The sequence below is a fragment of the Streptomyces sp. NPDC048211 genome (assembly GCF_043202315.1).
Classification (GTDB): domain Bacteria; phylum Actinomycetota; class Actinomycetes; order Streptomycetales; family Streptomycetaceae; genus Streptomyces.
The window spans coordinates 1-23498 of the sequence record NZ_JBIDAD010000016.1; the positions used below are offsets into that span (position 1 = coordinate 1).

Sequence of the window (23498 nt, forward strand, 5' to 3'; positions counted from 1 at the left end):
ATCGGCCCGTTCGGGCCCCCCCCGGCCTGGGCCCCGGGTTCCCTTTCTCCTCAATCCCCCCATATGGGGGGGCGGTCCCCCGCCCCCGGGTTTCCACCGCCCCCCCCTTTCTCGCGTCTCAGCTCTCCGGATCGCCCTGGCGCACCGACAGCAGGTCCTCCAGCTGCTCCTCACGCGCCTGGGCAGCCACGAACAGCAGCTCGTCCCCGGCCTCCAGGGTCTCCTCCGTGCTCGGCGTCAGCACCCGCTGCCCGCGGATGATCGTGACCAGCGAGGTGTCCTCCGGCCAGGCGACCTCCCCGACCTGGGTGCCCGCCAGCGCCGACTCCGGCGGCAGCGTCAGCTCGACCAGGTTCGCGTCCCCGTGGCTGAAGCGCAGCAGCCGGACCAGATCGCCGACACTCACCGCCTCCTCGACCAGGGCCGACATCAGACGCGGGGTGGACACCGCCACGTCGACGCCCCAGGACTCGTTGAACAGCCACTCGTTCTTCGGGTTGTTCACCCGGGCGACGACGCGCGGCACGCCGTACTCCGTCTTGGCGAGCAGGGAGACGACCAGGTTCACCTTGTCGTCGCCGGTCGCCGCGATCACGACGTTGCAGCGCTGCAACGCCGCCTCGTCCAGCGAGGTGATCTCGCACGCGTCCGCCAGCAGCCACTCGGCCATCGGCACCCGCTCGACCGAGATGGCGGTCGGCGCCTTGTCGACGAGCAGCACCTCGTGCCCGTTCTCCAGCAGCTCGGCCGCGATGGAACGACCCACCGCACCGGCCCCGGCAATCGCGACGCGCATCAGTGACCGCCCTCCTCGGGGCCCTCGGCGAAGGCCGCCTCGACCTTCGCGATCTCGTCCGTACGCATCATCACGTGGACGAGGTCGCCCTCCTGCAGCACCGTCTGCGACGACGGCAGTATCGCTTCGCCCAACCGGGTGAGGAAGGCCACGCGCACGCCCGTCTCCTCCTGGAGGGTGCTGATCTTGTGGCCGATCCAGGACGGCGTCGTGTGCACCTCGGCGAGCTGCACACCTCCGCTCGGATCGCGCCACAGCGGCTCGGCGCCCGAAGGCAGCAGCCGGCGCAGCATCTGGTCCGCGGTCCAGCGCACGGTGGCGACCGTGGGGATGCCGAGGCGCTGGTACACCTCGGCACGCCGGGGGTCGTAGATCCTGGCCGCGACGTTCTCGATGCCGAACATCTCGCGTGCCACGCGGGCCGCGATGATGTTCGAGTTGTCGCCGCTGCTCACCGCGGCGAACGCGCCGGCGTCTTCGATACCCGCCTCGCGCAGGGTGTCCTGGTCGAACCCGACCCCCGTGACGCGGCGGCCGCCGAAGCCGGATCCGAGGCGCCGGAACGCCGTGGGGTCCTGGTCGATGACGGCGACCGTGTGCCCCTGCTGCTCCAGGGTCTGCGCGAGAGCGGCTCCTACTCGCCCGCAGCCCATGATGACGATGTGCACCTTGCGCCTACCTCGCAGTCCTGGTCGTCCGGCTGACCTGCGAAAACACCCTGCTCATACTCATTCCTCGGCTGGCCGGGCAAACAATGGGGCAACGGTTCGTCCCGTTGCCCAGGATGAGCTTAAGCGGCGCCGGGTGCGTTGCCTCATTCGAGTGTGCTCATCTCGGGGGCACTGTGGCAAAGGCGACGTTCCCCGGAGTGTCCGAACGGTCCTTCGGTGCGCGTTCGAAGGACGTCCGGAGATTGTTCGAAGAGTGCCGGGGAGCTGTTCGAAAGGGCTTCCGGGCGGCCGCGGTGCAAGGATTCCGTTAAGGATTTCGTGGCTTTTCCTGCCGAGTGCAGGAGATTACGGGGCCATGGGGGTGGTGCGTGGGCTGCTCCCATACGGAACCCTTACGATCCTCAGCGTGTCCAAACTGACCGACGTGCCCAAACGGATCCTGATCGGCCGGGCCCTGCGCAGCGACAAACTGGGGGAGACGCTCCTCCCGAAGCGCATCGCCCTCCCCGTCTTCGCATCCGACCCGCTGTCCTCGGTGGCGTACGCACCCGGAGAAGTCCTCCTGGTGCTGTCCATCGCGGGCGTGTCGGCGTACCACTTCAGCCCGTGGATCGCGGTCGCCGTCGTGGTCCTGATGTTCACGGTCGTCGCCTCGTACCGGCAGAACGTGCACGCGTACCCGAGCGGCGGCGGTGACTACGAGGTCGCCACCACCAACCTCGGCCCGAAGGCCGGGCTGACCGTGGCCAGCGCGCTGCTGGTCGACTACGTCCTGACGGTCGCGGTGTCCATCGCCTCCGGGGTCGAGAACCTCGGCTCCGCCATTCCCTTCGTCGTCGAGCACAAGACGGCCTGCGCCGTGGCCGCCATCGTGCTGCTGACGCTGATGAACCTGCGGGGCGTCAAGGAGTCCGGCAAGCTCTTCGCCATCCCCACGTACCTCTTCGTGGCCGGCGTGTTCATCATGATCATCTGGGGTGCCTTCCGCGGACTGGTCCTCGGCGACACCATGCACGCCCCCACCTCGGAATACACGATCAAGCCGGAACACCAGGGCCTGGCGGGCTTCGCCCTGGTCTTCCTGCTGCTGCGTGCCTTCTCCTCCGGCTGTGCGGCACTCACCGGCGTCGAGGCGATCAGCAACGGCGTCCCGGCCTTCCGCAAGCCCAAGAGCAAGAACGCCGCCACCACCCTCGCGGCGATGGGCCTGCTGGCCGTCACCATGTTCTGCGGCATCATCGGACTGGCCATGGCCACCGACGTCAAGATGGCCGAGAACCCGGCGAAGGACCTGATCAACAACGGCACCCCGGTCGGCTCGTCCTTCGTCCAGGACCCGGTGATCTCCCAGGTCGCGGCCGCGGTCTTCGGCGACGGCACGTTCTTCTTCGTGATCCTCGCCGCGGCCACCGCCCTCGTCCTCTTCCTGGCCGCCAACACCGCGTACAACGGCTTCCCGCTCCTCGGCTCGATCCTGGCCCAGGACCGCTACCTGCCCCGTCAGCTGCACACCCGCGGCGACCGGCTCGCCTTCTCCAACGGCATCGTGCTGCTGGCCGGCGCCGCGATCCTGCTGGTCGTCATCTACGGAGCCGACTCGACGCGGCTGATCCAGCTCTACATCGTCGGCGTGTTCGTCTCCTTCACGCTCAGCCAGACCGGCATGGTCCGGCACTGGAACCGGCACCTGCGCTCCGAGAAGGACCCGCTCAAGCGCCGCCACATGATCCGCTCCCGCGCGATCAACACCTTCGGTGCCTTCTTCACCGGCCTGGTGCTCGTCGTCGTCCTCGCCACCAAGTTCACCCACGGTGCCTGGGTCGCCCTGCTCGGCATGGTGATCTTCTACGGCACGATGACCGCGATCCGTAAGCACTACGACCGGGTCGCCGCGGAGATCGCCGCCGACGAGACCCCGTCCGACGAGACCGTGCGGCCCTCCCGGGTCCACTCGATCGTCCTGGTCTCCAAGCTCCACCGCCCCACCCTGCGCGCGCTGGCGTACGCCAAGCTCATCCGTACGGACCATCTGGAGGCGCTCTCGATCAGCGTCGACCCGGCCGAGACGAAGGCGCTCAAGGAGGACTGGGAGCGGCGCGGCATCAACGTCCCGCTGAAGATCCTCGACTCCCCCTACCGCGAGGTGACCCGCCCGGTCATCGACTACGTCAAGGGGCTGCGCAGGGAGAGCCCGCGCGATGTCGTGAGCGTCTACATCCCGGAGTACGTCGTCGGCCACTGGTACGAGCACCTGCTGCACAACCAGAGCGCCCTCAGGCTCAAGGGCCGGCTGCTCTTCACCCCCGGAGTGATGGTCACCTCGGTCCCGTACCAGCTGGAATCCTCCGAGGCGGCCAAGAAGCGGGCCCGCAGGCGTGCCGACTGGAACGCCCCCGGCGCGGTACGACGCGGCCCCGTGGAGCGCAAGCCCAAGGAGCCGACGCACAAGGGCTGACGCGCGGCAGCCGTTCCCGCGGCACCTGTCCCTGCGGCACCCGTTCCTGGTAAGCGGCCGGACGACACCCACGTAGACTCGTAGGTTGTTGTCCGGCCGCTTTTCCTTCGCGCTCGTTCCCCCTGTTTCCCTTTGATCTCTGGAGCCACCCCCTCATGCAGAACGAATCCACTTCGCCGCAGGCCGGGGAATCGCAGGCCGGGGAAGCGCAGACACAGGTGACGCAGGCCGAGGAGACGCAGGCACGGGTCACGCAGGCCGAGGAGACGCAGGCCGGCGAATCGCTCGTGGGGCAGGAGTACGAGGTCGAGGTCGGCCCGGTCGCCCACGGCGGCCACTGCATCGCCCGCACCGCCGAGGGCCAGGTCCTGTTCGTACGCCACACGCTGCCCGGCGAGAAGGTCGTCGCCAAGGTCACCGACGGCGCCACCGACTCCCGCTTCCTGCGCGCCGACGCGGTGCGGATCATCGAGGAGTCCAAGGACCGCGTGAAGGCCCCGTGCCCGTTCGCCGGGCCCGGCAAGTGCGGCGGCTGCGACTGGCAGCACGCGAAGCCGGGCGCCCAGCGCCGGCTCAAGGGCGAAGTGATCGCCGAACAGCTCCAGCGCCTCGCGGGCCTCACCCCGGAGGAGGCGGGCTGGGACGGCACCGTCATGCCGGCCGAGGGCGACAAGCTCCCGCCGGGCGAGGTACCCGCCTGGCGCACCCGCGTCCAGTACGCGATCGACGAGGACGGCCGCGTCGGCCTGCGCAAGCACCGCTCGCACGACATCGAGATCATCGACCAGTGCATGATCGCCGCGCCCGGGGTCACCGAGCTCGGCATCGAGAAGCAGGACTGGCCCCAGATGGCCGCCGTGGAGGCCATCGCCGCCACCGGCTCCCACGACCGCCAGGTCATCCTCACCCCGCGCGAGGGCGGCCGCCTCCCCCTGGTCGAGCTCGACAAGCCCGTCTCGGTCCTGCGCGTCGACGAGCGCGACGGCGGCGTGCACCGCGTCCACGGCCGCGGCTTCGTCCGCGAACGCGCCGACGACCGCACGTACCGCGTCGGCTCCGGCGGCTTCTGGCAGGTCCACCCGCAGGCCGCGGACACCCTCGTCCGCGCGGTCATGCAGGGCCTGCTGCCCCGCAAGAACGACACGGCGCTCGACCTCTACTGCGGTGTCGGCCTGTTCGCCGGCGCCATCGGCCAGCGCATCGGCGAGAAGGGCGCGGTGCTCGGCATCGAGTCCGGCAAGCGCGCGGTCGAGGACGCCCGCCACAACCTCAAGGACCTGGACCGGGTCCGCATCGAGCACGGCAAGGTCGACCAGATCCTGCCCCGCACGGGCATCACCGAATGCGACCTGATCGTCCTGGACCCGCCGCGCGCGGGTGCGGGCAAGCAGGTCGTCAAGCGCCTGTCCGGCCTCGGGGCACGCAAGATCGCGTACGTCGCCTGCGACCCGGCGGCACTGGCGCGGGACCTGGCGTACTTCGCCGAGGGCGGCTACAAGGTGCGGACGCTGCGGGCGTTCGATCTGTTCCCGATGACGCATCATGTGGAGTGCGTGGCGATCCTTGAGCCGGTCGCGAAGGGCCTCTGACCTGCCGTTCTGCATTTCACGTGGTCAGCTCGTTCTGTTTTCGCTCGCGGAATGCGTCGACTGAGGTTCGCTTGTGCAGAACGCTCTGAGCTGCAGGTTCAAGGGCTGGCGTGGGTCTCGCGGCAACGTGGCGATGCGCATCTCTTCCCAACCAACACCCGCCGCTGCTTTCCCAGCGGTCACGGAACGCGCTGTCCGTGCCCCTCGCGCCCCCGTGCGCACTGAGCCGGTCCTCTCGCCTCCAACAAGTTGTGTCTGCGGTATACACCGTCCATGTCCACAGCGTGGAGGGGGGACAAGGCGCCGGAGTAGTGGATACGGGCTCTCGTGGCGGACTTCGGATCCGAGTGCAGGGAGTGCCTGCGGGGCAGCGACACGGAGGCGTCCATCAGCCTGCCGGTGGCGAAGCTGGTGGAAACATTCGGGGCGCGCTGGAAGCTGAGTCCTCGCCTTCATCCTGAGCATCCCTTGCCCGAGGCCCGGGTGCGTCCGGACTGCACGGTGGAGACATCGGGGCGCCTGAAACTGAAGGCGCCAGGGCAATACGTCACGCCCGACGGCTTCACGAAGCGGGACCGGGAGCAGTGGGAGCTGATGCGTGGACCGCGGTGGCCCGGTTTCTGCGGGCGCAACTCGGGCGCGCAGGTGCGCCTGGACGAGGGCTCGTGCGGCGGTGACGCGGTCGGGGTTCGCGTCGGCGGCCTCTGCAACGTCGAAGGCCGGGATGCCGCCCAGCCCGTGCTCCGCGTCGTCGAAGTTGTCCAACCTGGTCTCGGTGCGGGAGGCGCCGTGTAGGCGTCGCTTCCCCAGTCCTGCCGGTCGGAGAAGATTGGGTGGGTGCCAGTCCTTCGTGCCCACGACGTCGAGGACCTTCGGGGCCATCCCCTCGAAGGCGGTCGTGGCGAGCGGTGCGTAGGGCTGGGCTGCCGGGTCGTTCAGGATCCGCGCCCCGGCCGGGCGCGGCGATCATGACGCGGGCGCCGAAGCGTGCGTCGACGGCTCACCGGCAGGTTCGGGGTTGACGGGCCTGCTCGCCGTAGCTCGGGTCGGTGATCGCCGGCGGGTTCACGAACTGGCCGACGCACGCGGGCTGTCGGCCGCCGAACCGCTCGGCGAAGAAGGAGGGCATCCCTTCGCCCTCCGATTGCCGAGCAGCCGTGGAGAACTGTGCAGCGCACGTCGGTGGCGAACGGCCCGTCGTAGAAGGCAGGGCCGTGCTGCTCCGTGGCCGATGCCACGGAGCAGCACGGTGGTTTCCGTCAGAAGCCGACGCTCGGGTCGTGCGTGTCCTCTTCCGGCTCCACGCTGTACAGCGGGCGGTCCTCGATGCCCAGGGCACGCATCAGCTCGTTGGTCGGAATCCTGTACCTACGTCCGATGCGGAGGACGGGGCAGGGGAACTCGTGTTCGCGGATCAGCCGGTACGCGGTCGTCGAGCCGATTCCGAGTGCTCGGGCCGCCGTGCGCAGGTCCACTGCGACGGGCAGGTCGAACATCTCCGTGAAACTGAGGCGGCCCTCTGCCGGGTCCTTCACCCTCGCCTCCCCGCAGGGCGGACCGGCCGGGTGTCCGCGCGGCGCCCGGGCCGTCGCCTTTTCCCGGGGCTGTGACCCGCCGAACAGTCCGGCGACCCGTCGTCGGTGTCGATGAAGATTCCCTGTCGGCGCAGATGCTCCGGGCGCACCCGGAAACGCAGCGGTGCGCACAGCCCGTCCGGGCCGTCCGGACGGTCGACCCGTACGTCCAGGCTCTCCGCTGCCGGAGCGTCCGCCTCCTCGCCGGACGCAGTGAGAGCGTGCTCCTCGGTGATGCGTTCGATCTGGGTGGAGGGAAGCTCCCGCAGCCCTTCCCGGGCGAGATGCCACGCCCTGGCGCGCGCCGCGTGCAGCAGGGAGGAGTCGGTGAGACAGCTCGCGCCGTCCCGATCCGCCAGCTTCTCCAGGAGAGCCAGGACCATCTCGGCCTCCACGTCCGACCGGTCGGCCCGCAGGCGCGCGCAGACCCGGTGGACCGTCCCGGTCAACCGGGGCAGGGCCAGCCAGATCGCCAGGAGTTTCCCCGTGCTGTCTGGAGTCAGGTCGCTCTGCGCCGCGCGGATGACCTCCTTCCAGACCGCGGTGGCGAACTGCGGGTCGGAGTCCGGGCCGTACAACGCCTCGTGCGTCTCGGCGGCGGTCAGCCGGACCGGATCAGCCTCGTCGGCGTCCGTGGGGACGAGCACGAAGGTCGCGTCATTGGTCCGGGGATCGTCGAAGTGCCGCCTCACCGAGGCGAACGCACTGCTATGCGGTGGATACATAGGGAAATATCCTCTCTTTGGACTGCGGAAACCTGAGTCCGGAGGTGCTGGAGATACCGAGATGCTGGACGAGGTGGGTCCTGTAGTGGGGGCGTACCGCCTCATATCCGCGTCAAGCGGAGACGAGTCCCACCAGCCTCACTTTGATGCGTGAGCATGCGGTAGTGGTCTTCTCGACCAGGTAACGCCGCCTTTGGCCACGAGCGTGTAACAAGCGCGGCAGCCAGGCCGAGAGCTCGCCGGTGACGAAGTTCGCGAGGCTGGTGGGTGCCCGTGCAGAACGGGCACCCACGAACTGTTGCGCTCAGGCGGTCTCGGAGGGCGAGGTGTCCGGCGCCTCGGTGGGCGGGGTCGCCGGGGTGGCGTCCTCGCTTTGGACGGCCGCCCGCCGGCGGCGGCTCGGCGGCCAGTCGGGGGACTGGCGCAGACGGGCTGCGCGGCGGTTGCGCTGACGGTTGTTCATCGGATTCGCGGTTCCTCTCTGATGAGTTGATGGATGACTAAGCCGCCGTTTCGTGCTTCGGCGAGCGGCTGGTGCCATCGTGCCCGGGGGTGAAGCGGGGCCGCAGAGCGAAAACTGAGGGATAACTGAGTCCCCGGGGGGCGTGAAGAAGCAAGCGCGTGTGAAGCGGCACAGCGCGGCGCACAGATGAAGGAGCGCCGGCGAGGGGCCGGATCGCTGACTGCGGTGCGGTGAGGGAGAGGGCGATGGAGGGGTGTGTGCTGGGCCCGGTGCGAGCCGAAGGAGACGGCGGCAGGAGGGTGGTCGAAGGGTCGAAGGTGGCGGCCCTGTTCGCGCTCCTGGTGACCTCGCCAGGCTGCCGATGCAGGAGGAAGGACATAGCCGAAGTCCTCTGGGAGGGCGTCGAGGACGTCGGCGATCTGGTTAACCGCGTCGTCGCCGACCTGCGGAAGCGGCTGGGACAGGAGTCCGTGCCCCATAGCGGCAAGTCGGGTTACTGCACGCTCCGCGTGCCGGTGGGAGACATCGACCTGCTCCGTTTTCGCGAAAAGGTGAAGCAGGCTGAGGGACTGACCTGCAAAGCGCAGTTCGAGCTGCTCGGCGCGGCCTTGGAGGAGTGGGACGGCGAGGACGAACCGCTGCACGGACTGTCCGAGACCGGCTTCCACTTGCGTCGGGAGGGGCTACGGGCCGAGTTGATGGCCGCCGTGTACGCGCGGCTGGACGCAGCCTACAAGTCCAGGGAGGTCAAATGGCTGCGCGAGGAGACGGAGAAATGGTTCAAACGCGCGCCGGAATTGCCCCAGATCTTCCGGTTCTACCTGCTCGCCCACGCAGACCTGTCGGAGTCCCATCGTGAGCGGCTCATCGAGAGGTGGGAAAAGCGCAACGGAAGAGCGGATGTCGATGTACAGAGCGCCATTGACCAGGTTCGGGGAGAGAGCCGCCGACCGGGTGGGGTGCTTCTGCCTCCCGTTCCCGACCAGTTGCCCGGCGGCAGGCGCAAGCCGATCGGGCAGGACGAGCTGATCGGCGACCTCTTCGAGGCCGTGTGCGAGGAACAGGATGCCGGCAATCTGGCGCTGGTCCTGATCAGCGGCATGGCGGGTGTCGGGAAGACCACGGTGGCCGAGAACCTCGCCGGTCGGCTACGGGAGCGGTTTCCCGACGGGGTGCTGCGCGGCGAACTGAACGGATTCGCCGACGGAGACGTGCGGCCCGCCGAACCGGACGAGGTCCTGGACGGTTTTCTGGCCGCTCTGCCGCCCTACACCACGGTGACCGGAACGGAGAGCAGGAGCAACGCGTTCCGGTCGGCGCTGGCCCACCGGTCGGTGCTCATCGTCCTCGACGACGCGCTCAGCGCCCAGCAGGTGCTGCCGCTGCTTCCCGGAGACGGTACCTGCGCCGTGATCGTCACCAGTCGTAATGACCTCTTGCGGCTGCAGTCCGAGAGAAAGGTGCTGTTCCGCAAGATGGAGCCGCTGCACGCGGCGGACGCGCTGGAGGTGCTCCAGGAGAAAGTGTCGGCCGAGGACCGGGCCAAGCACGCTGTGGCCTTCAGTGAACTTGTCGACCTCTGTGGCCGACTGCCGCTGGCCCTTGTGGTGGTGGCCCGGCTCCTGGAAGGCGGTGCGCGTCCGCTGCGCACCCTCCCTCTCCTGGTGCAAGAGATGAAGGAGGAGCGGAAGCGGGCGATGTTGGACACCCTGGACCTGCCCGAGCATGAACTGTCGGTCCGCGCAGCACTCAACTGCTCCGTGCGCGTGCTGAATGAGGAATCCCGACTGCTGCTGTGGCAGCTCGCTGTCCACCCCGGGCCCAGCGCTTCCTGGGAGGCGGTGATGAATCTGGGACGGGCAGTGGACGAAGGGACGCGTACCGACCGGGCCCTGGTGGACCTCGTGGCGGCGAACCTCGTCGAACATCACGGCGACCGCTACGGGCTGCACGACCTCGTGCGGGCCTTCGCCCTTCGGCACGTGCGGCCGGTGTCGGACGAAGAGAAGGCGGAGATCGAGCGGGCGACCGTACGGCAGGTGCTGGAACACCAGTTGCACAACGTCCGAGCCTGCGACCGGGTGCTCGACCGCGAACGCACCCTGCCCACCGGCGAGCCCGGAGCGGTCAGGGTCACCGACCCCGCGGACCTCGCGGAGGCGATGGCGTTCCTGGACGAGGAGTACCCAGCCGTCCAGCGAGGCATTCGCTTAGCGATCAATCGGCGTATCGACCGGTACGTGTGGCTGCTTCCGATGTCCCTGGTCATTTACCAGTGGCGCCGTCGCCTGCTCGATGATGCGAGGCAGAACCTCCGGTACGCCGCCGAGGCGGCGGAAACCGTCGCCGGCCCGGTCGATTGCGCCATGGTCTACCGGTCGCTGGCAGGGACCCACTGGCGGCTCGGTGAGTACGACTTGGCTGTGGGCAACCTGCGCAGGGCCGTCCGGCTCAGCGAGGAGGACCGCAGCACGGAAGGCCGGCTGAGTCTGGCCCGTACGCTGCACCGGCTCGGACTCACCCTGCGCAAGCAGGACGACCGGACGGGAGCGGAGGAAGCGCTCGGCCGCGCACTGGAGTTGTGCAGGGAGCTGTCCGACAGGGTCGGGGAGGCGGCTGTTCTGAACGTCCTCGGCGTGATCGACCTCGACCGGGGGGAGCACGAGCAGGCGCTCCGTCGGTGCGCCGACGCCCTGGGCGTGGTGGAGCGTACGCCGGAGCGCAGCGGCCTGGCCGATGTGCTGTTCACCCTGGCCAAGGTGCACCTGGCCCGTTCCGAACGAGACGAGGCCATCACCCTGTACCGGCAGGCCTCCGACATCTACCGCGAACAGGAGAACTGGCCCAACGAGGACAAGGTACGGATGCTCTTCGCTGATGTCCTGGTGTCCGCCGGCGACACCGACGCGGCGGTGCGGGAGCTGGAGAGAGTCATCGCGCTGCGTGAGCGGATGGACGGTGAGGGGATGCGGGGGGTCCGAGAGCGGCTGGAAGGGCTGAGGTGACCTGCCCGGTCGGCGGCCGTCGGCTCACCGTCAAAGCCGGGGCGGATGCGTGCGGTAGTACTCGGTCGGGTCCGGGCGCAGGGGCTTCGATGGCCGTTGCGAGCCGAGCCGGGGTAGGTAGCAGCGGAGCCGATCGAACACCTCACGGACATCCGCGGGGCGTTCCGCCACCTTCCACCGGACCATCCACAGCGCCAGGGAGGCGAACTCCGGGGGCAGCTTGGCGAGCCGGTCGTCCGGCAGTACCGGGGTGCCCTCTTCCGCCCGCTCGTCCTGTCCGCCGTAGGGAAGGCGCATCACGGTCATCTCCAACAGGATGCAGCCGAGTGCGAAGATGTCCGCTTGCCGCGCCAGACCTGACGGGCAAGCGTCGGACTGCTCCGGGGAGGCCCAGCCGCGCGTACCGCGTGCGTATTCCGTCTTCTGATCCGCCACGACCGCGTGGCCCATGTCAATGAGCCGGAGACGGCCGTCCGGCTGCACGATGACGTTCTCGGGCTTGAGATCGCAGTGCACCAGATTCCGGTCGTGGACTTCGGCCAGGATTTCGCACAGTTGGCCGATGACGGCCGCAACGGTCCCAGGATCCTTAACGGGCAGGGCCGCCGACAGGACCTTCTGCAATTGGTGCCCTTCGACAAATTCCATGACCAGGCACCGGCGTCGCCGGTGTGTCCCCGTGGCGATGACCTCGGGAATCGCCTGGATTCCCGTCAGCATCATCATGCGTGATCCCTCTTTGAGGAGTTCATCGCCGGCCCAGTGGAAATCGCTCTCGGGTCCGAGGTCTCGGGCCTTCTGAAGCTTCAACGCCACCTTCTGCCCGCTGTTGCGGTCACGCCCGAGGAAAAGGTCGCCTTGGCCGCCGTCGCCGACCATGTCCAGCACTTCGTAGCGCCTCTCCACCGCGCCGACCTCCTCGATCTCCCTCACGGTCATCCACCTTTCCTCCGTTCGGAAATGGAGCATGAAATGTCACAGCCATGGCTGCCCCCCGACGGGGTGACCCGCACGTCCGACGTCATCACGGTATCCGCCGGAATGTTCAAGGGGGGAGAGTTCCGATGCCCCGCCGCTGACGCTCTCAAGACCCGCGGATACCACACCACCGACCCCGTACCGCGCCGCCGTGAACGGGTGGAGCACTTCGCTCTGGGCCCCTTCATGGCTGCCTGTGACATCCGTTCGGGACCTGCCGGCCACCCGCCCCGGACGCGTACCGGACCCTTGCACGACGGCCTGCGGACCTGGTCGGAGCACGGCGTGACGTTGTACGAGGCGGCCTTTCCCCTCGACCCGGAACGCCCCCTGCACGAGATGCCCGAGGCGTGGACGTACCGCTACCGGCCGACCGGTCCCGACCCGCGCGATGCCCAGGAGTACCGCCTCACCGTGTGGGGCCGCTGCCTGGCCTCCCCCGACGGTGCCTACCGCGAGCTTCGTCTGCCCGTGCACCGCCTGCGGGACCTGCCGCCCGACGGGTTCACTGCGGCCGTCGCCCTGGTGCTGGCCGAGGGCGCCCCCGGACCACCGCCGGAGCACGTACGGATCGTGGAGTTCGCGCTCTTCGACGGCCGTACGCGGGAACTCTTCGCGGGCAGCCGGGAAGAGGCGCGCGCCCGGTACCGCGAACACGGCCCCGCTGCCCTGGCCGGCGTACTGGACGGACGGGAATACCGCCCGGGGTCCGCCTGTGGCGGATGCCCCTACCTGTCGGTGTGCCCGGCCCTGCGTACAGCGCCCGGACTGCTGGGCATCGAGGCGCACGACCGGCCCCGCCGCACCTGGTCGGTCACCAACGGGCGGGCCTACCGAGCCTGCCCGGCACGTGACCATATGCGCCGGCTGCACCTGCCCACGGCGGATTCCGTCGAACGCGCGGTGACGGCCGAGCGCGGCCGGGCGCTGCACGCCTACCTCGCCGAACGGCACGCCCACGGATCGCCTCGGCCCTGCACGGTCGAGGTCTCGAAGGAGTGGGTACCGGAGGGATTCGATCTGCCCGCACACGAACGCGCACTCGGCGCCCTGCTGTTGCGGCGGCACGCCGCGGTCTGTCCGCTGCGGTACGTCGGGGACGGTACGGATGTGCGGACCGAGCCCCGGGTGGTGCGGCACGACACAGCCGCCGACGTGGTGGTCCTGGCCGCGCCCGACCTGCTCTACCGGGATGCCGGGTCATGGGTGTGGCGCGAGACCAAGACCTCCGTCACCGATCGGCGGTCCGACCGCCCCCTTCTGGAGCGCTATCCGCAGTTGGCCTTGGCCGTCGTGCTGATCGCCCGCGGCGACCTGGGCGGTGATCCGTTCCGCGCGCGGGTCGAGCTGGAGGTGCTGCGCCCCGGCGGCGCCGACCTGGAGATCATCGATCCCTTCGCCCCGGCCAATCGGGTCACCGCCGAGAAGGTACTACGGGCGATGGTGGCCGACTGGCACGGGGACGACCAGTACGCCGCCCGGCCCGGACGTTCCTGCGAGCGGTGCGAAGTGGCCCGCTGGTGCACGGCGTCGTCCGTCAGCGAGGCCGCGGCATGAGGGCGGGGTCAGCCGGCCGGGCCGATCGGCCGGACGCAGGCGAGGCGCCCGAGGGCGTGGGCAGTGACCTCTTCGGCGAACTCGCCCGCATGGTGGCGGCCCTCTCCGAGGTCCAAGGGCTCCGCTCCTTCACCCTGCCCTATCCCGGCCTCGCCCAGCGGGCGCTGGACCACACGGTGATGCGCTGCCTCGATGCGGGGGAGGCATCGCCGAGGAGTCTTCCGGAGCTGTGGGAGTGGTGCCGGACCAGGCCGTCCGACGACCCACTCTTCGCCGTCCCCTCCTCCCTGGTTTTGCCGGGCACGACGCTGGTGCACCGGGTCGGCCGGATGCCGACCCGGTCGTGTCTCGAGGTGGCCTCGCACGGACCGGACGGAGGCGTGGCGGCACACGCCCGCGCGCTCCTCGGGGACCTGCACGCGCGGAGTGGAACGGAGGAGCGCTACCGGCAGTGCAGGGCGTTCCTGGCGCGTCACCCGGTCGTCCACCAGCAGGACCGCTTCGCGCCGGGTTGGAACAGGGCGGTCTGGAGCCGGGTCAAGAACCTCTACGGCCCGTTGCCCGAGTTCCTGCTCGTCGACGGAGGTTTTCTGTACTGCCCCTCGTGCGGGCTCCCCGCGCTGCCCCGGGACAGTGCTGTGCCCGTACCCGGACCGTCCGGCACCGGCGCGGAAGTCTGGTGTGAGGGGGAGGACTGCCCGCGCGATGCCTCTCCGCGGCTCATCCGTGAGCCGGACCAGGCGTGGATCCTGCAGCGCTCGCTGCGGTGGTACCTCGTACTGCCGCACCGCACCGGCGAAGCCGCGCGGGAGGCACTGGAGCGCGCCGAAGTCGTGTACGAGACCCTGGCCGGTCTTCTGCCCGCCTACCGGCTCAGGGACACCGGCCCCCGCATCGTGGACATCCAGGTGTACGACCGCCTGCAGCCGGCGCTCCTCGCAGCCCATCTCACCGACAACACACCCCTCGCGGACCGCACCCTCGTCGTGGTCCCCGACGCGCTCGCCGGACGGGATGGCTACCGGCAGGCCTTCACCGGCGCCCTTCCCGCGCTCCTGCGGAACCGGCTGGTGCTCACCACCCCCACGGATCTCGTGCCCGACCTGGGACGGGCCCGGCGAGAGGAGAAGGACGATGCGTAGCCTCACCCCGCCCTTGACCGACGTGTTCAACGCGCTCAAAGCATTTCTGGGGTACTCCGTGCCCCAGCCCGCGCTGGAAGCCCTCTGCCAGGTCGAACTCGGCCTGTACCTCCAGCAGAAGATGATGCCGGGCAGCCCCGCGGGCAGCGCCTGGGTGCTGTTCAGCGGGTACGGGTTCGCCGAGGCGCACCGGGCACCGCTGCCACCCGATGCGGAGAAGACCCTCCGTATCGCCAGGTACTCGCTGTGGACGCTGCGCCGGAGCCGTACCTGGCTCGAGGCGCTGGACACCTACCAGAGGTTCGACGCCAGGGCGCGCGCCTACGACGTACCGGACGCCGAGACATTCGCTGCCCGCCGCGACCTCTCCGTCGCCGGCGACCGCTTCTCCGTCTACGAACAACTGCTGCGTGCCGCACCGCCGCTGGCGGGCAGGCGCCTGCGGGTCGCGGGTCAGGGCCCGCACGCCTTCCCCGTCAATCGCACCATGGCCGTCGTCGACCTGCAGCCGGTCCCCCGCATCCCCCTCGTCGCCCACGACATGGACCTGGAACCGGCCGGCGGCGGCGAGCCCCTGATCTTCACCAGGCAGAACCTGGAGCGCACGGCGGCGGAGATGGACGCCCAGCACGCTCGCTCCGGCAAGGGCCGGGCACCACGGTGGCTGGAGCGGCTACGGTCGTTCGACCTGTCCACCAAGTCGAACGGAACCTTCCACAAGGCGAGGAAGGACGAGGACTTCGCCTTCACGGTCGACGGCATCCAGCACCTGCTCGGCATCGTCGGCGCCGGCAAGAGCACACTGCGCGACATCATCGCCGTCCATCTCGCCAAACTAGGCAAGCGCACCACCATCGTCGTCACTGATGTCGCGGAGGTGCTGAAGCTCGTCCGGCTCTACGACCTCTACACCGATGGGGGTGCCGCACCCGTGCTCGGTTCCTCCGGCCGTGAGCGGCACGCCCAGCGGCTGCACCGCCGGCTGGCGGGCCGGGGCGAGCACCGACTGCTCGCCCACGATGACCCCGCCTTCGCCTACCTCGGCACGTCCTGCCTGCTCAACGTCAGACGGCAGGGCGCCAAGTTGACGACCGAACCACTCGCCTACGGCGAGGCACCCTGCTCCCGGCTCCGGCCCCCCTCGGCCCTGCGGAGTGACCCGAGCGACGGACGACACTCCGAGTGGCAGAAGAGGGTGACGAGCTGCCCGTACTGGTCCGCCTGTCCCCGTCACCACGGAGCTCGCACCCTGGTCGGCGCCCTGATCTGGGTGGCCACGCCGGCCGGGCTGATCGACGCCTCGCCGCCCCGCCCTCAGAACGGCGAGCGCATCCGCTTTCTCGAACTCGCCTGCCGCCGTAGTGACCTCGTGATCATCGACGAGGTCGACCGTGTCCAGATGCAGCTCGACCGGACTTTCGCACCCGCCGTGGTCCTCGCCAGCGATGAGGACAAGGGCCTCATCGACCAGCTGAGCCGGCACAAGATCCGGGAACTCGCGGCCGGCGGACGCATCCAGCTCTCCGAGCGGGACGTCGAGACCTTCGCCGCCGCCCTCAACACCGCAGGCGCGGCCACCGATCGATTGTACGCGATGCTCGTTGCCGGGTACGAGCTGCGCAAGTGGGTGCGGACGGGCTACTTCAGCGCCTGGAGGCTCCAGCTGGGGCTCCTCGACGAACGCTACGAACTCCCCGACGACAGCGGTCAAGACCACTCTCACCACGCCCCCCGTGAGGCTCTCGGGAAACTGCTCGACGCGTTCCGGGACAACCCCTTCGGTGACCGTCACCGCAGGACGGAGGAGGACTTCAGCCGGCTGACCGCTCTCCTCAACGAACTGCTCCACACCGGCAACCCGGAGAACACTCGGCGCCGCCTCACCGAGGTCATGGACGAGGTCTTCGCCATCGACCCGAAGTACATGGCTGCCCGGCAGCGGAAGTACCAAGAGACGTACGACGAGTGGCGGCGCGAGGAGGAGAAACAGGACAAGAAGTGCGGACGCCGCAGGAAGCCCAAGCCTCCGCCCCAGACTCCCGAGGAATGGCGGAAGCGACTCGCGGAGCGCTTCGAGTTCACACTATTGCTCAGCGCCCTGGAACCGCGGCTCGCCATGATCAACGCCATGTGGCCCCGCGTCGAGGCCGCCCTCAGCCTCGGCTTCAACACGATGTACCGCCGGCCGCTCGACTACGGTCCGATGGTGCCCGAGGCCCCGATGGGCAATGTGCTCGGCTTCCAGTTCCGGGTCCCGGGTGAGGACAAGGGCGGAGTCCGCAGCGGTGAACTGACCTTCTTCCGGTGCAGCGGCGTCGGACGTGAGCTGCTGCGCGCCATCCCCGATCTCACCTCCGTAGACCGACGGCCCGGTGCCCACTTGCTGCTCATGTCGGGCAGCAGCTGGGCGGGCGCGTCCAGCCGCTACCACGTCTGCGTCCCGGTCGGTGTGGTCATCGAACCGTCGGTCGAGGTGACCGAACGCATCGCCAACGAGAGCTCCATGCGCTTCGAGTTCATCGACGACGGCGACGAGAAACTGCGCATGTCGGGAACCCATCCGGACGACCGCCCGGAGAAGTTGCGCCGCATCGCGTGCTATCTAGGTGAGGGCGGAGACGAGTATGAGGTCACTGAAGGTGGTCCGCTTCAGCAGGAGTTGCTCTCTCTTCCTCCAGGGCGCGACCAGATCCTTCTGCTGGTCGGCAGCTATGCCGAGGCACGTGTGGTGGCCGACACACTGCACAACCTCAACGTCCGCTGGCGCAACAAGGTGCTGTGCCTGGTGTCGGACGACGAGGAGATCACCGCGGAGGACGAGGCGCCGTCCGCCTACCACGCCCGATCACTGCGCCGGGGCGACGTCGAGCACCTGAAGGACCTCGAGGCGGACATCCTGGTGGCGCCCCTGCTCGCGCTGGAACGCGGCCACAACATCCTCAACGAGGACGACGAGGCGGCCATCGGCACGGTCTACTTCCTGGCACGGCCCCATCCGCACCCAGAGGACCTCCACCTGGCCGTCAATGCAGTCAACGACTGGGTCGTCCGCGCCGTCACCGGCGGTGACTTCGCCACCCTGGTACAGGGACAACCCACCGTCGAAGAAGGAGCGGAGGAGTTCCGCCGCCTCGCCCGTTCGTACTGGTACCAGGTACTCGCCCGTTCGATGGCGTGGAGCCGTCTCGACGACGATGTACGGGAACAGGTCACCTGGGACATGCTGGTCCTGTTGTGGCAGGTGATCGGGCGACTGGTACGCGGTGGCGTACCGGCCCGGGTGGTCTTCGTCGACGCCGCCTTCGCCCCCAACCGCGGCGCCGTACCGGCGCGGCCCGACACCCCCGAATCCAGTCTGCTGCACAGCGTCCTCGCCGTCCTGGACCCGTATTTCGACGGCGGCACGACGACCGCGGAGGAGCAGTTCATCGTCCGCGCCCTGTACGCGCCACTGCGCAGCATGCTCACCCGCCTGCTCGCCGCCGTACCCGCCCACGCGTAAGCGCCGAACCCCTGTCCCAGGAGGTAATTCCGTGTACCACCACATTCGCGTCGCGGCCTACGAACCCGACCCGCTCCACGGACCCTGGCGGGAGGAGATGAAAGTGCTGCGGCTCGGCGAGGACCTGCACGCCGAGCTCACCGGGATGTATGCCGAGGCGGACAAGAACTCCGTCCACCCTCACCGGCTCCCCGTGCGCAGGCTCAACTCCCTGCTCCAGGCGATGGCGCCAGGCGTCATCGCTACCGGCCGCAACGCCGGGACGGATGGCCGTCTGCCGTGGCTCTACGCGCGGGAAGCCGTCCCGCCGGACGTGCTGGCCCCGGTGGTAGGAGCTTGGGCGGCGGGCATGCACCGGGAGGACGACGACTCGGAGGGCGCCGATTTCGAGGAGAGGCTCCGCTCCGGTGACCCGGCCGAGACGGTACGTCTGCCCCACTGGGAGACGGAACCGGTCGATCTCGCCGAGAGCGTGCTCTCGGCGGGCGGAACCGCCGAACCCGCCGCGCGGCTCTACAGCCTGCTGCCCGAGTGGATCGCCTTCCGGCTGGCCGCCCGGGCGTTCCGCACGGGCGGTACCACACTCCACTTCCGCGTCGAGAGCTCGGGTGACGGCGCGCGACTTGTCTCCTGGCCGCCTCAGCGATACGAGCGCCGACGACAGACCTGGTACTACTCGGCCTGCCTCACCATCACCGTCCACACCGTGCCGTTCGCCCCGAGGTTCCGCGTCCATGTGTCCACCCAGGTACGCCGGTGGGCCACCCGACTGGACGTACGCCCCCACCAGCTCGGCGGTACGACCGTCCTGCTCGACGCTCCACTGCCGTGGCCGGAAGGGCCGGACCGGGGCCACCGGCTGATGGTGAACACGCTGGGCTACGACCGGCGGTCGAAGGAACTGGCATGGCGCCGGCACAGCCCCGCACCGCTCGTGCCCGAGCTGGACATCGTGCGCAACTATCCCCGGCCCGAATCGCTCTTCTCCGACCCCGAACGCTGGATCAACGGTTCCGGGGACGTGGCCGCCGGCATTGTCTACCACCCGTCGATCGGCCCGCACGAGGTCGGACCCGGGCTGATGCCACGGGAGCGGGCCGATCTGGACGCCTGGATCGAGGAAGGGCTGCGCCCCCTGCTGACCCGGGTCCCCGACCTCACACGCGTCTCCCGGAGCAACACACCCTCCCTGCTGCCCCGTTCCGGCGCCGGACGCGTCCCGGGCGTCCGCGACGCCCAGCTGGCTCTGCAACGGCGGGCGGCGCTGACACGCGCACTGAACGGCCGCCCTCTGGAGATCGACGTCTTCTGGCAGTCCCCGGAAACCCGTGCGGCGCTGCTCGCCGAGCTGCCCAAGCTCATTGGTCTTCCCGCCGGGCAGCAAGTTAAGTCGGCCGACGGGGAGACCTGGCAGTGGCAGTGCGAGGGGGTCGACATCCGCGTCCGGGCCCGGCCCGCGGGACTCTTGGCCGACGCCCTGCCGACCACCCGAGCCCGCGGGCGCCTCAGGGCCGTCCGGCTGGCCGAGGCCATCGAAGGGCGCTGCGGGCTCGTGGCAGACCGGGCGGACCCGCTCCTCGGCGGGGCCGGAGTCGTGATCACGGAGATCGCCGGCAAGGAGCGCTTTGCCGCCGTCCCGGACTCCGACCCCAAGCACGCGCTGCGCATCGCCTGGGCACGGCAGGGACGGCTGACCCAGTTCGTGAACTCGCCCGACGACACCGACAGCGCTCTGGAACACCGGGCCAGGTGGACCTGGCTGGACGCCTTCCGGCAGCTGGGCGCGATCAGCCCGCCCGCCCATAGGGTGGGAGCCGGCATTCCGGGCGACCTCCAATACGCGGCGCTCTGGCTCGTACGCCACACCAGGAAGGGACCCACGCGATGCCCCGTCCACCGGCTGGTGGCGGTGCGGGTGCGCCCCGGGGACGGACCGGGCGTCATCGAGGGGTGGGACGCAGAACGAGCCGAATGGGTGCCGTATCCGAAGCTGTTGCTGCTGCTCTCCCAGGCACGGGAACCGGCGGCGAGCGGCGGGAAGGAGACCGGCAGGGGGAAGCTCGTCGATGCCTCGGCAGCCCCGGAAGGATCCCGGCCCGCTGCCCGCCCGGGCGTGGAGCAGGACAGGCAGCGGGAGACCGAGCGGCAGATCCGGGCACTGCTCTTCCAGCTCCGCGACCGCCCGACGCTGCTGCTGGCGGACGCCGGCAATCTGCGCCAGTGCTGGCCTGGCCTGCGCAACGGTGCACTGGACCGCGACACGCTCGGCTTCGGGGCCGAACCCGCCCAGCGGCACACGCTGTACGGCCACGACCTGCGGGTGCTGCTCGTACGGGACGCCAACGCCCGGGGTGAAGTGGCGGAGTGGTACGCCCACGACACCGAGGACGGGGTCGGCTTCGCCGAGGGTGTGTGGGGGACGGCGGATACGGGGGGCCGTGTCTTCGCGAGTACAGCATCGAAGCCGCACACGGTGGCGAAACTGCCGAAGGGGCTTATGAAGCTGGTGCCCACGGCGCAGGGCCGGACAGCGCCCGGGAAGACCGCGTGGAACCCCGGGCAACTGGAGATCACCGTGCTCGGCTGTCTGTCGGAGAATGCGCTGACGGACTCGGGGCGTGCGGGTGACCCGCCCGACCGGCCGGCGGAGTGGGCGACGCTCACGCACCAGCTGCGCTACCACGACGACTATCCGCCGCTCGCCCGGCCTCTCCCGCTGCACTGGGCGCGTCTCGCCGGTGAGTACGTGCTTCCGGTGGCCGGAACGAAGTCAGCGGGGAGTGCGTCATCCGCTTCCTGAGCGAGGTGCCGCCTGAATGGGGCGTCCCAAACGATCGACGCTTATAAGGGTCAACAATTCCCTCGTGTGAGCGCCGAAGCTTGAACCTGACCACGGGGACGGCGTCTGGTGCACTCCTTGCCGGGATCACTGGGCGTCCGCCGTGACGCTCGTTTGACGCTCTTCGCACCTGGTGGCCCCAAGACGGAGACGAGGGACGGACCTGACCTGCGGTTTTCTCTGAGTTTACCCGGGTGACATGCCTCCGATGACGCATCATGTCGAGTGTGTTGCGATCCTTGAGCCGGTCGCGAAGGGCATCTGACCTGTGATCCTTCGAAGCGTCCGGGCGAGCCCGCAACGCGGCAGTCGCTCTATTGCGTTGTCCCAGCACACCTCCCTTGCAAGGTGGCGCACGCGCCGGGCGCCACAGTCCGCGCCACCTGTTGACGCGCCGGTCAGCTGCGCGGATCCATGGAGCGCAGCAGCCCGAGCAGCCCCTGAGCGGGCTGCAGTTGGTCATCGGTGACGGGATCGGGACTGAAGTGCATAAGGCCGTTGCGGAAGTTCCGGCATTCCTCGAGTGCGGAGAGGAAGTGCTCCTGGTCGATGGCCCATCCCAGAGCCGACCAGTTTTCGGGCACCTTGAGCAGGTGACCGTACGCGCCGAACGTCAGGTTGGCGGCTGAGTTGACGCGGGAGGCGCGGTGCTTGGGCACGACGGCACGGATGCGCTCGATCGGAATGCTGCGGTCCACGATGCGCCGCAGGCGCTGCTCGATTTCCTCCACGAGCACGAACGGGCGTACCCGAGTGCCGAATTGCACGGTGAGGTCGGAGTCGGTGATCAGGCCGCACACCTTGTGGTCGTGATCGCGCACCAGGACATAGCCCGATTTCTGGATGGTCACGAGCCAGTCGAGCAGGTCGTCGGAGCGGTCCGCCTCCTGCGCCCGTACCGTGGCGGCGGAGAGATCGGCGCCGGGATCGGCCATGTGGGCACGTCCGATCGACTCCCAACTGACCACCCCGCGCAGCCGCCCGTCCGCGTCGAGGACGGGCAGTTGGCTGTAGTCGCGCAGGACCATGAGTGTCATCGCGGACCGGAGACTGTCCCCGACCCGTACGCACTCCGGCATGCGGTTGGCCGAATCGAGGTTGCTCACCCGGTACGCGACGGTGCGCGCCCGCAGGTCCTCCTCCGCCAGGTGACCCGCGGCGTCCGCCACGCTCTGGACCACGGCCGAAAGGCTTGTCGAGCCGGTGAGGCGACTGACGGCGCTCGTACCCGCCTCGTCCGGCTCCGCACCGCCCGCTACGACTGCGATCTGGCTGTCGAGGCTGCCCTCCGTGAAGGGCGGTACGGTGACGAGCCCACGGGTGTCCAGGTCGTTCTGAATCTGTTCGACGGCTGCCGGGTAACGGCGCTGGAGGCCCCAGACGGCGAGAAAGTCCCGCACGGACAGGGTGAGTGGTTCGGCCGCGCTCCTGCGGCGGACCTCCTCGAAGAGCTTGGCCGGCTCGGTCAGTGTTGCGGCGAACTCGTCGGCGTCCGGCCGGCCCGGGTCCGGCTTCCCCTCGGAGAGGGCGGCTATGCGTTCGGCCGCGCCGAAACGGCTGAGCTCGAAGACCGTCAGCAGGGATCCCATACTGTCCTGGAGATCCGACTGGATCGACTGGCGGTCGACATCCTTGACGAGCCAGTCGACGCGCCTGACATGGCGGACCCCGTCCGTTGCGCCCGCGCGGTGCTCGTAACCACCCGACACACGTCCGATTGCCACGAGCATCGACTTCTGGGGGAGGACAACGAGGTCCCCGGGCCGGATCTCGTGGACGAACCGGAACAGCTGCCCGGTCCAGTTCCCCACGGTGTAGGGACCCTCGTCGGGATACGCGGCGGCCACGGCCGCCTTGATGTCGTCCCGCGTGGCGGCGTCGGCCAGATCGCCGAGTTCCCACCAGCCGGCGATCAGTACGCCTTCCCCCAGAGCGGCTTGTTCCCGTTCGCCGTTCTCCCCTGCACGTACCACCCAGGCCCGCATGCGGCCCTCCCCTGAAGAACATGACTCGATCGTCCCGACCGGGTAGCGCGACTGTAGGCCAGGTGGGGACCGCCCGTCCCGGCAGGGGCATATTCGCGCCACTGCGGCTGCCCAGCGGGAACGTGGTTCTCCGACAGGCGCGGTAGGACTCGTCGCCGCAGTCGTAGACTGATCGACAGCCGCGTGGCCGGGGCGCGGGCTGCGACGAGCGTGTGGG

Annotated in this window: 15 protein-coding genes; 8 read left to right on the forward strand and 7 right to left on the reverse strand. The window is 69.4% G+C overall.

Annotated features, from left to right (window positions below; all coding sequences use genetic code 11):
- Positions 1-118: 118 nt before the first annotated feature.
- Entirely contained in the window at positions 119-796 is a 678-nt protein-coding gene (locus ACGFZA_RS37100; RefSeq protein ID WP_148021383.1) for a TrkA family potassium uptake protein, read from the reverse strand.
- Complete coding sequence (locus tag ACGFZA_RS37105; protein WP_311309792.1) at positions 796-1464, reverse strand: TrkA family potassium uptake protein; 669 nt, start codon at positions 1462-1464, stop codon at positions 796-798. Before ACGFZA_RS37105 ends, ACGFZA_RS37100 begins: the two co-directional genes overlap by 1 nt.
- A gap of 409 nt (positions 1465-1873) precedes the next feature.
- Here ACGFZA_RS37105 and ACGFZA_RS37110 point away from each other — a divergent pair, with 409 nt between their 5' ends.
- The 3 genes from ACGFZA_RS37110 (at position 1874) to ACGFZA_RS37120 (ending at position 6306) form a co-directional block, all read left to right on the forward strand.
- The gene (locus ACGFZA_RS37110; RefSeq protein WP_385285591.1) at positions 1874-3922 is read left to right on the forward strand and encodes an APC family permease; all 2049 of its coding nucleotides are present in this window, start codon (positions 1874-1876) and stop codon (positions 3920-3922) included.
- Positions 3923-4077: 155 nt separating this feature from the next.
- Positions 4078-5511 (forward strand): class I SAM-dependent RNA methyltransferase, encoded by a 1434-nt coding sequence (locus ACGFZA_RS37115; protein WP_393685010.1) that lies wholly within the window; start codon positions 4078-4080, stop codon positions 5509-5511.
- 327 nt (positions 5512-5838) lie between these two features.
- Positions 5839-6306, forward strand: a complete 468-nt coding sequence (locus tag ACGFZA_RS37120; RefSeq protein ID WP_393685012.1) for a hypothetical protein — start codon at positions 5839-5841, stop codon at positions 6304-6306.
- Positions 6307-6770: 464 nt separating this feature from the next.
- Here ACGFZA_RS37120 and ACGFZA_RS37125 read toward each other — a convergent pair whose 3' ends face one another.
- The 3 genes from ACGFZA_RS37125 to ACGFZA_RS37135 form a co-directional block, all read right to left on the reverse strand.
- Positions 6771-7007, reverse strand: a complete 237-nt coding sequence (locus ACGFZA_RS37125; RefSeq protein ID WP_393685117.1) for a helix-turn-helix domain-containing protein — start codon at positions 7005-7007, stop codon at positions 6771-6773.
- Between the two features lie 35 nt (positions 7008-7042).
- A complete protein-coding gene (locus ACGFZA_RS37130) occupies positions 7043-7810 on the reverse strand; it encodes a hypothetical protein (RefSeq protein WP_393685014.1) in 768 nt (255 codons plus the stop codon).
- A 304-nt stretch (positions 7811-8114) separates the two neighbouring features.
- On the reverse strand, positions 8115-8273 hold the full coding sequence (locus ACGFZA_RS37135; RefSeq protein ID WP_389216335.1) for a hypothetical protein: 159 nt from the start codon (positions 8271-8273) through the stop codon (positions 8115-8117).
- Between the two features lie 269 nt (positions 8274-8542).
- Between ACGFZA_RS37135 and ACGFZA_RS37140 the strand changes: the two genes are divergently transcribed.
- On the forward strand, positions 8543-11278 hold the full coding sequence (locus tag ACGFZA_RS37140; protein WP_393685017.1) for a tetratricopeptide repeat protein: 2736 nt from the start codon (positions 8543-8545) through the stop codon (positions 11276-11278).
- 30 nt (positions 11279-11308) lie between these two features.
- On the opposite strand, the gene ACGFZA_RS37145 is transcribed toward ACGFZA_RS37140, so the two are convergent.
- On the reverse strand, positions 11309-12211 hold the full coding sequence (locus ACGFZA_RS37145) for a serine/threonine protein kinase (RefSeq protein WP_393685019.1): 903 nt from the start codon (positions 12209-12211) through the stop codon (positions 11309-11311).
- A 39-nt stretch (positions 12212-12250) separates the two neighbouring features.
- Between ACGFZA_RS37145 and ACGFZA_RS37150 the strand changes: the two genes are divergently transcribed.
- Genes ACGFZA_RS37150 through ACGFZA_RS37165 form a run of 4 tightly spaced genes read left to right on the forward strand, consistent with a single transcriptional unit; the run spans position 12251 to position 21257 of the window.
- Positions 12251-13813, forward strand: coding sequence for a PD-(D/E)XK nuclease family protein (locus ACGFZA_RS37150; protein WP_393685021.1), 1563 nt, complete (start codon positions 12251-12253; stop codon positions 13811-13813).
- Between the two features lie 56 nt (positions 13814-13869).
- Entirely contained in the window at positions 13870-14955 is a 1086-nt protein-coding gene (locus tag ACGFZA_RS37155) for a hypothetical protein (protein WP_393685023.1), read from the forward strand.
- Positions 14948-18457: a hypothetical protein gene (locus ACGFZA_RS37160; protein WP_393685025.1), complete on the forward strand. Its 3510-nt coding sequence runs from the start codon at positions 14948-14950 to the stop codon at positions 18455-18457. The genes ACGFZA_RS37155 and ACGFZA_RS37160 overlap by 8 nt, the downstream gene beginning before the upstream one ends.
- 31 nt (positions 18458-18488) lie before the next feature.
- Positions 18489-21257, forward strand: a complete 2769-nt coding sequence (locus tag ACGFZA_RS37165; protein WP_393685027.1) for a pPIWI_RE module domain-containing protein — start codon at positions 18489-18491, stop codon at positions 21255-21257.
- Positions 21258-21694: 437 nt separating this feature from the next.
- Here the strand turns inward: ACGFZA_RS37165 and ACGFZA_RS37170 are convergent, their stop codons facing one another.
- Positions 21695-23281: a CBS domain-containing protein gene (locus ACGFZA_RS37170; protein WP_393685029.1), complete on the reverse strand. Its 1587-nt coding sequence runs from the start codon at positions 23279-23281 to the stop codon at positions 21695-21697.
- Positions 23282-23498 lie beyond the last annotated feature (217 nt).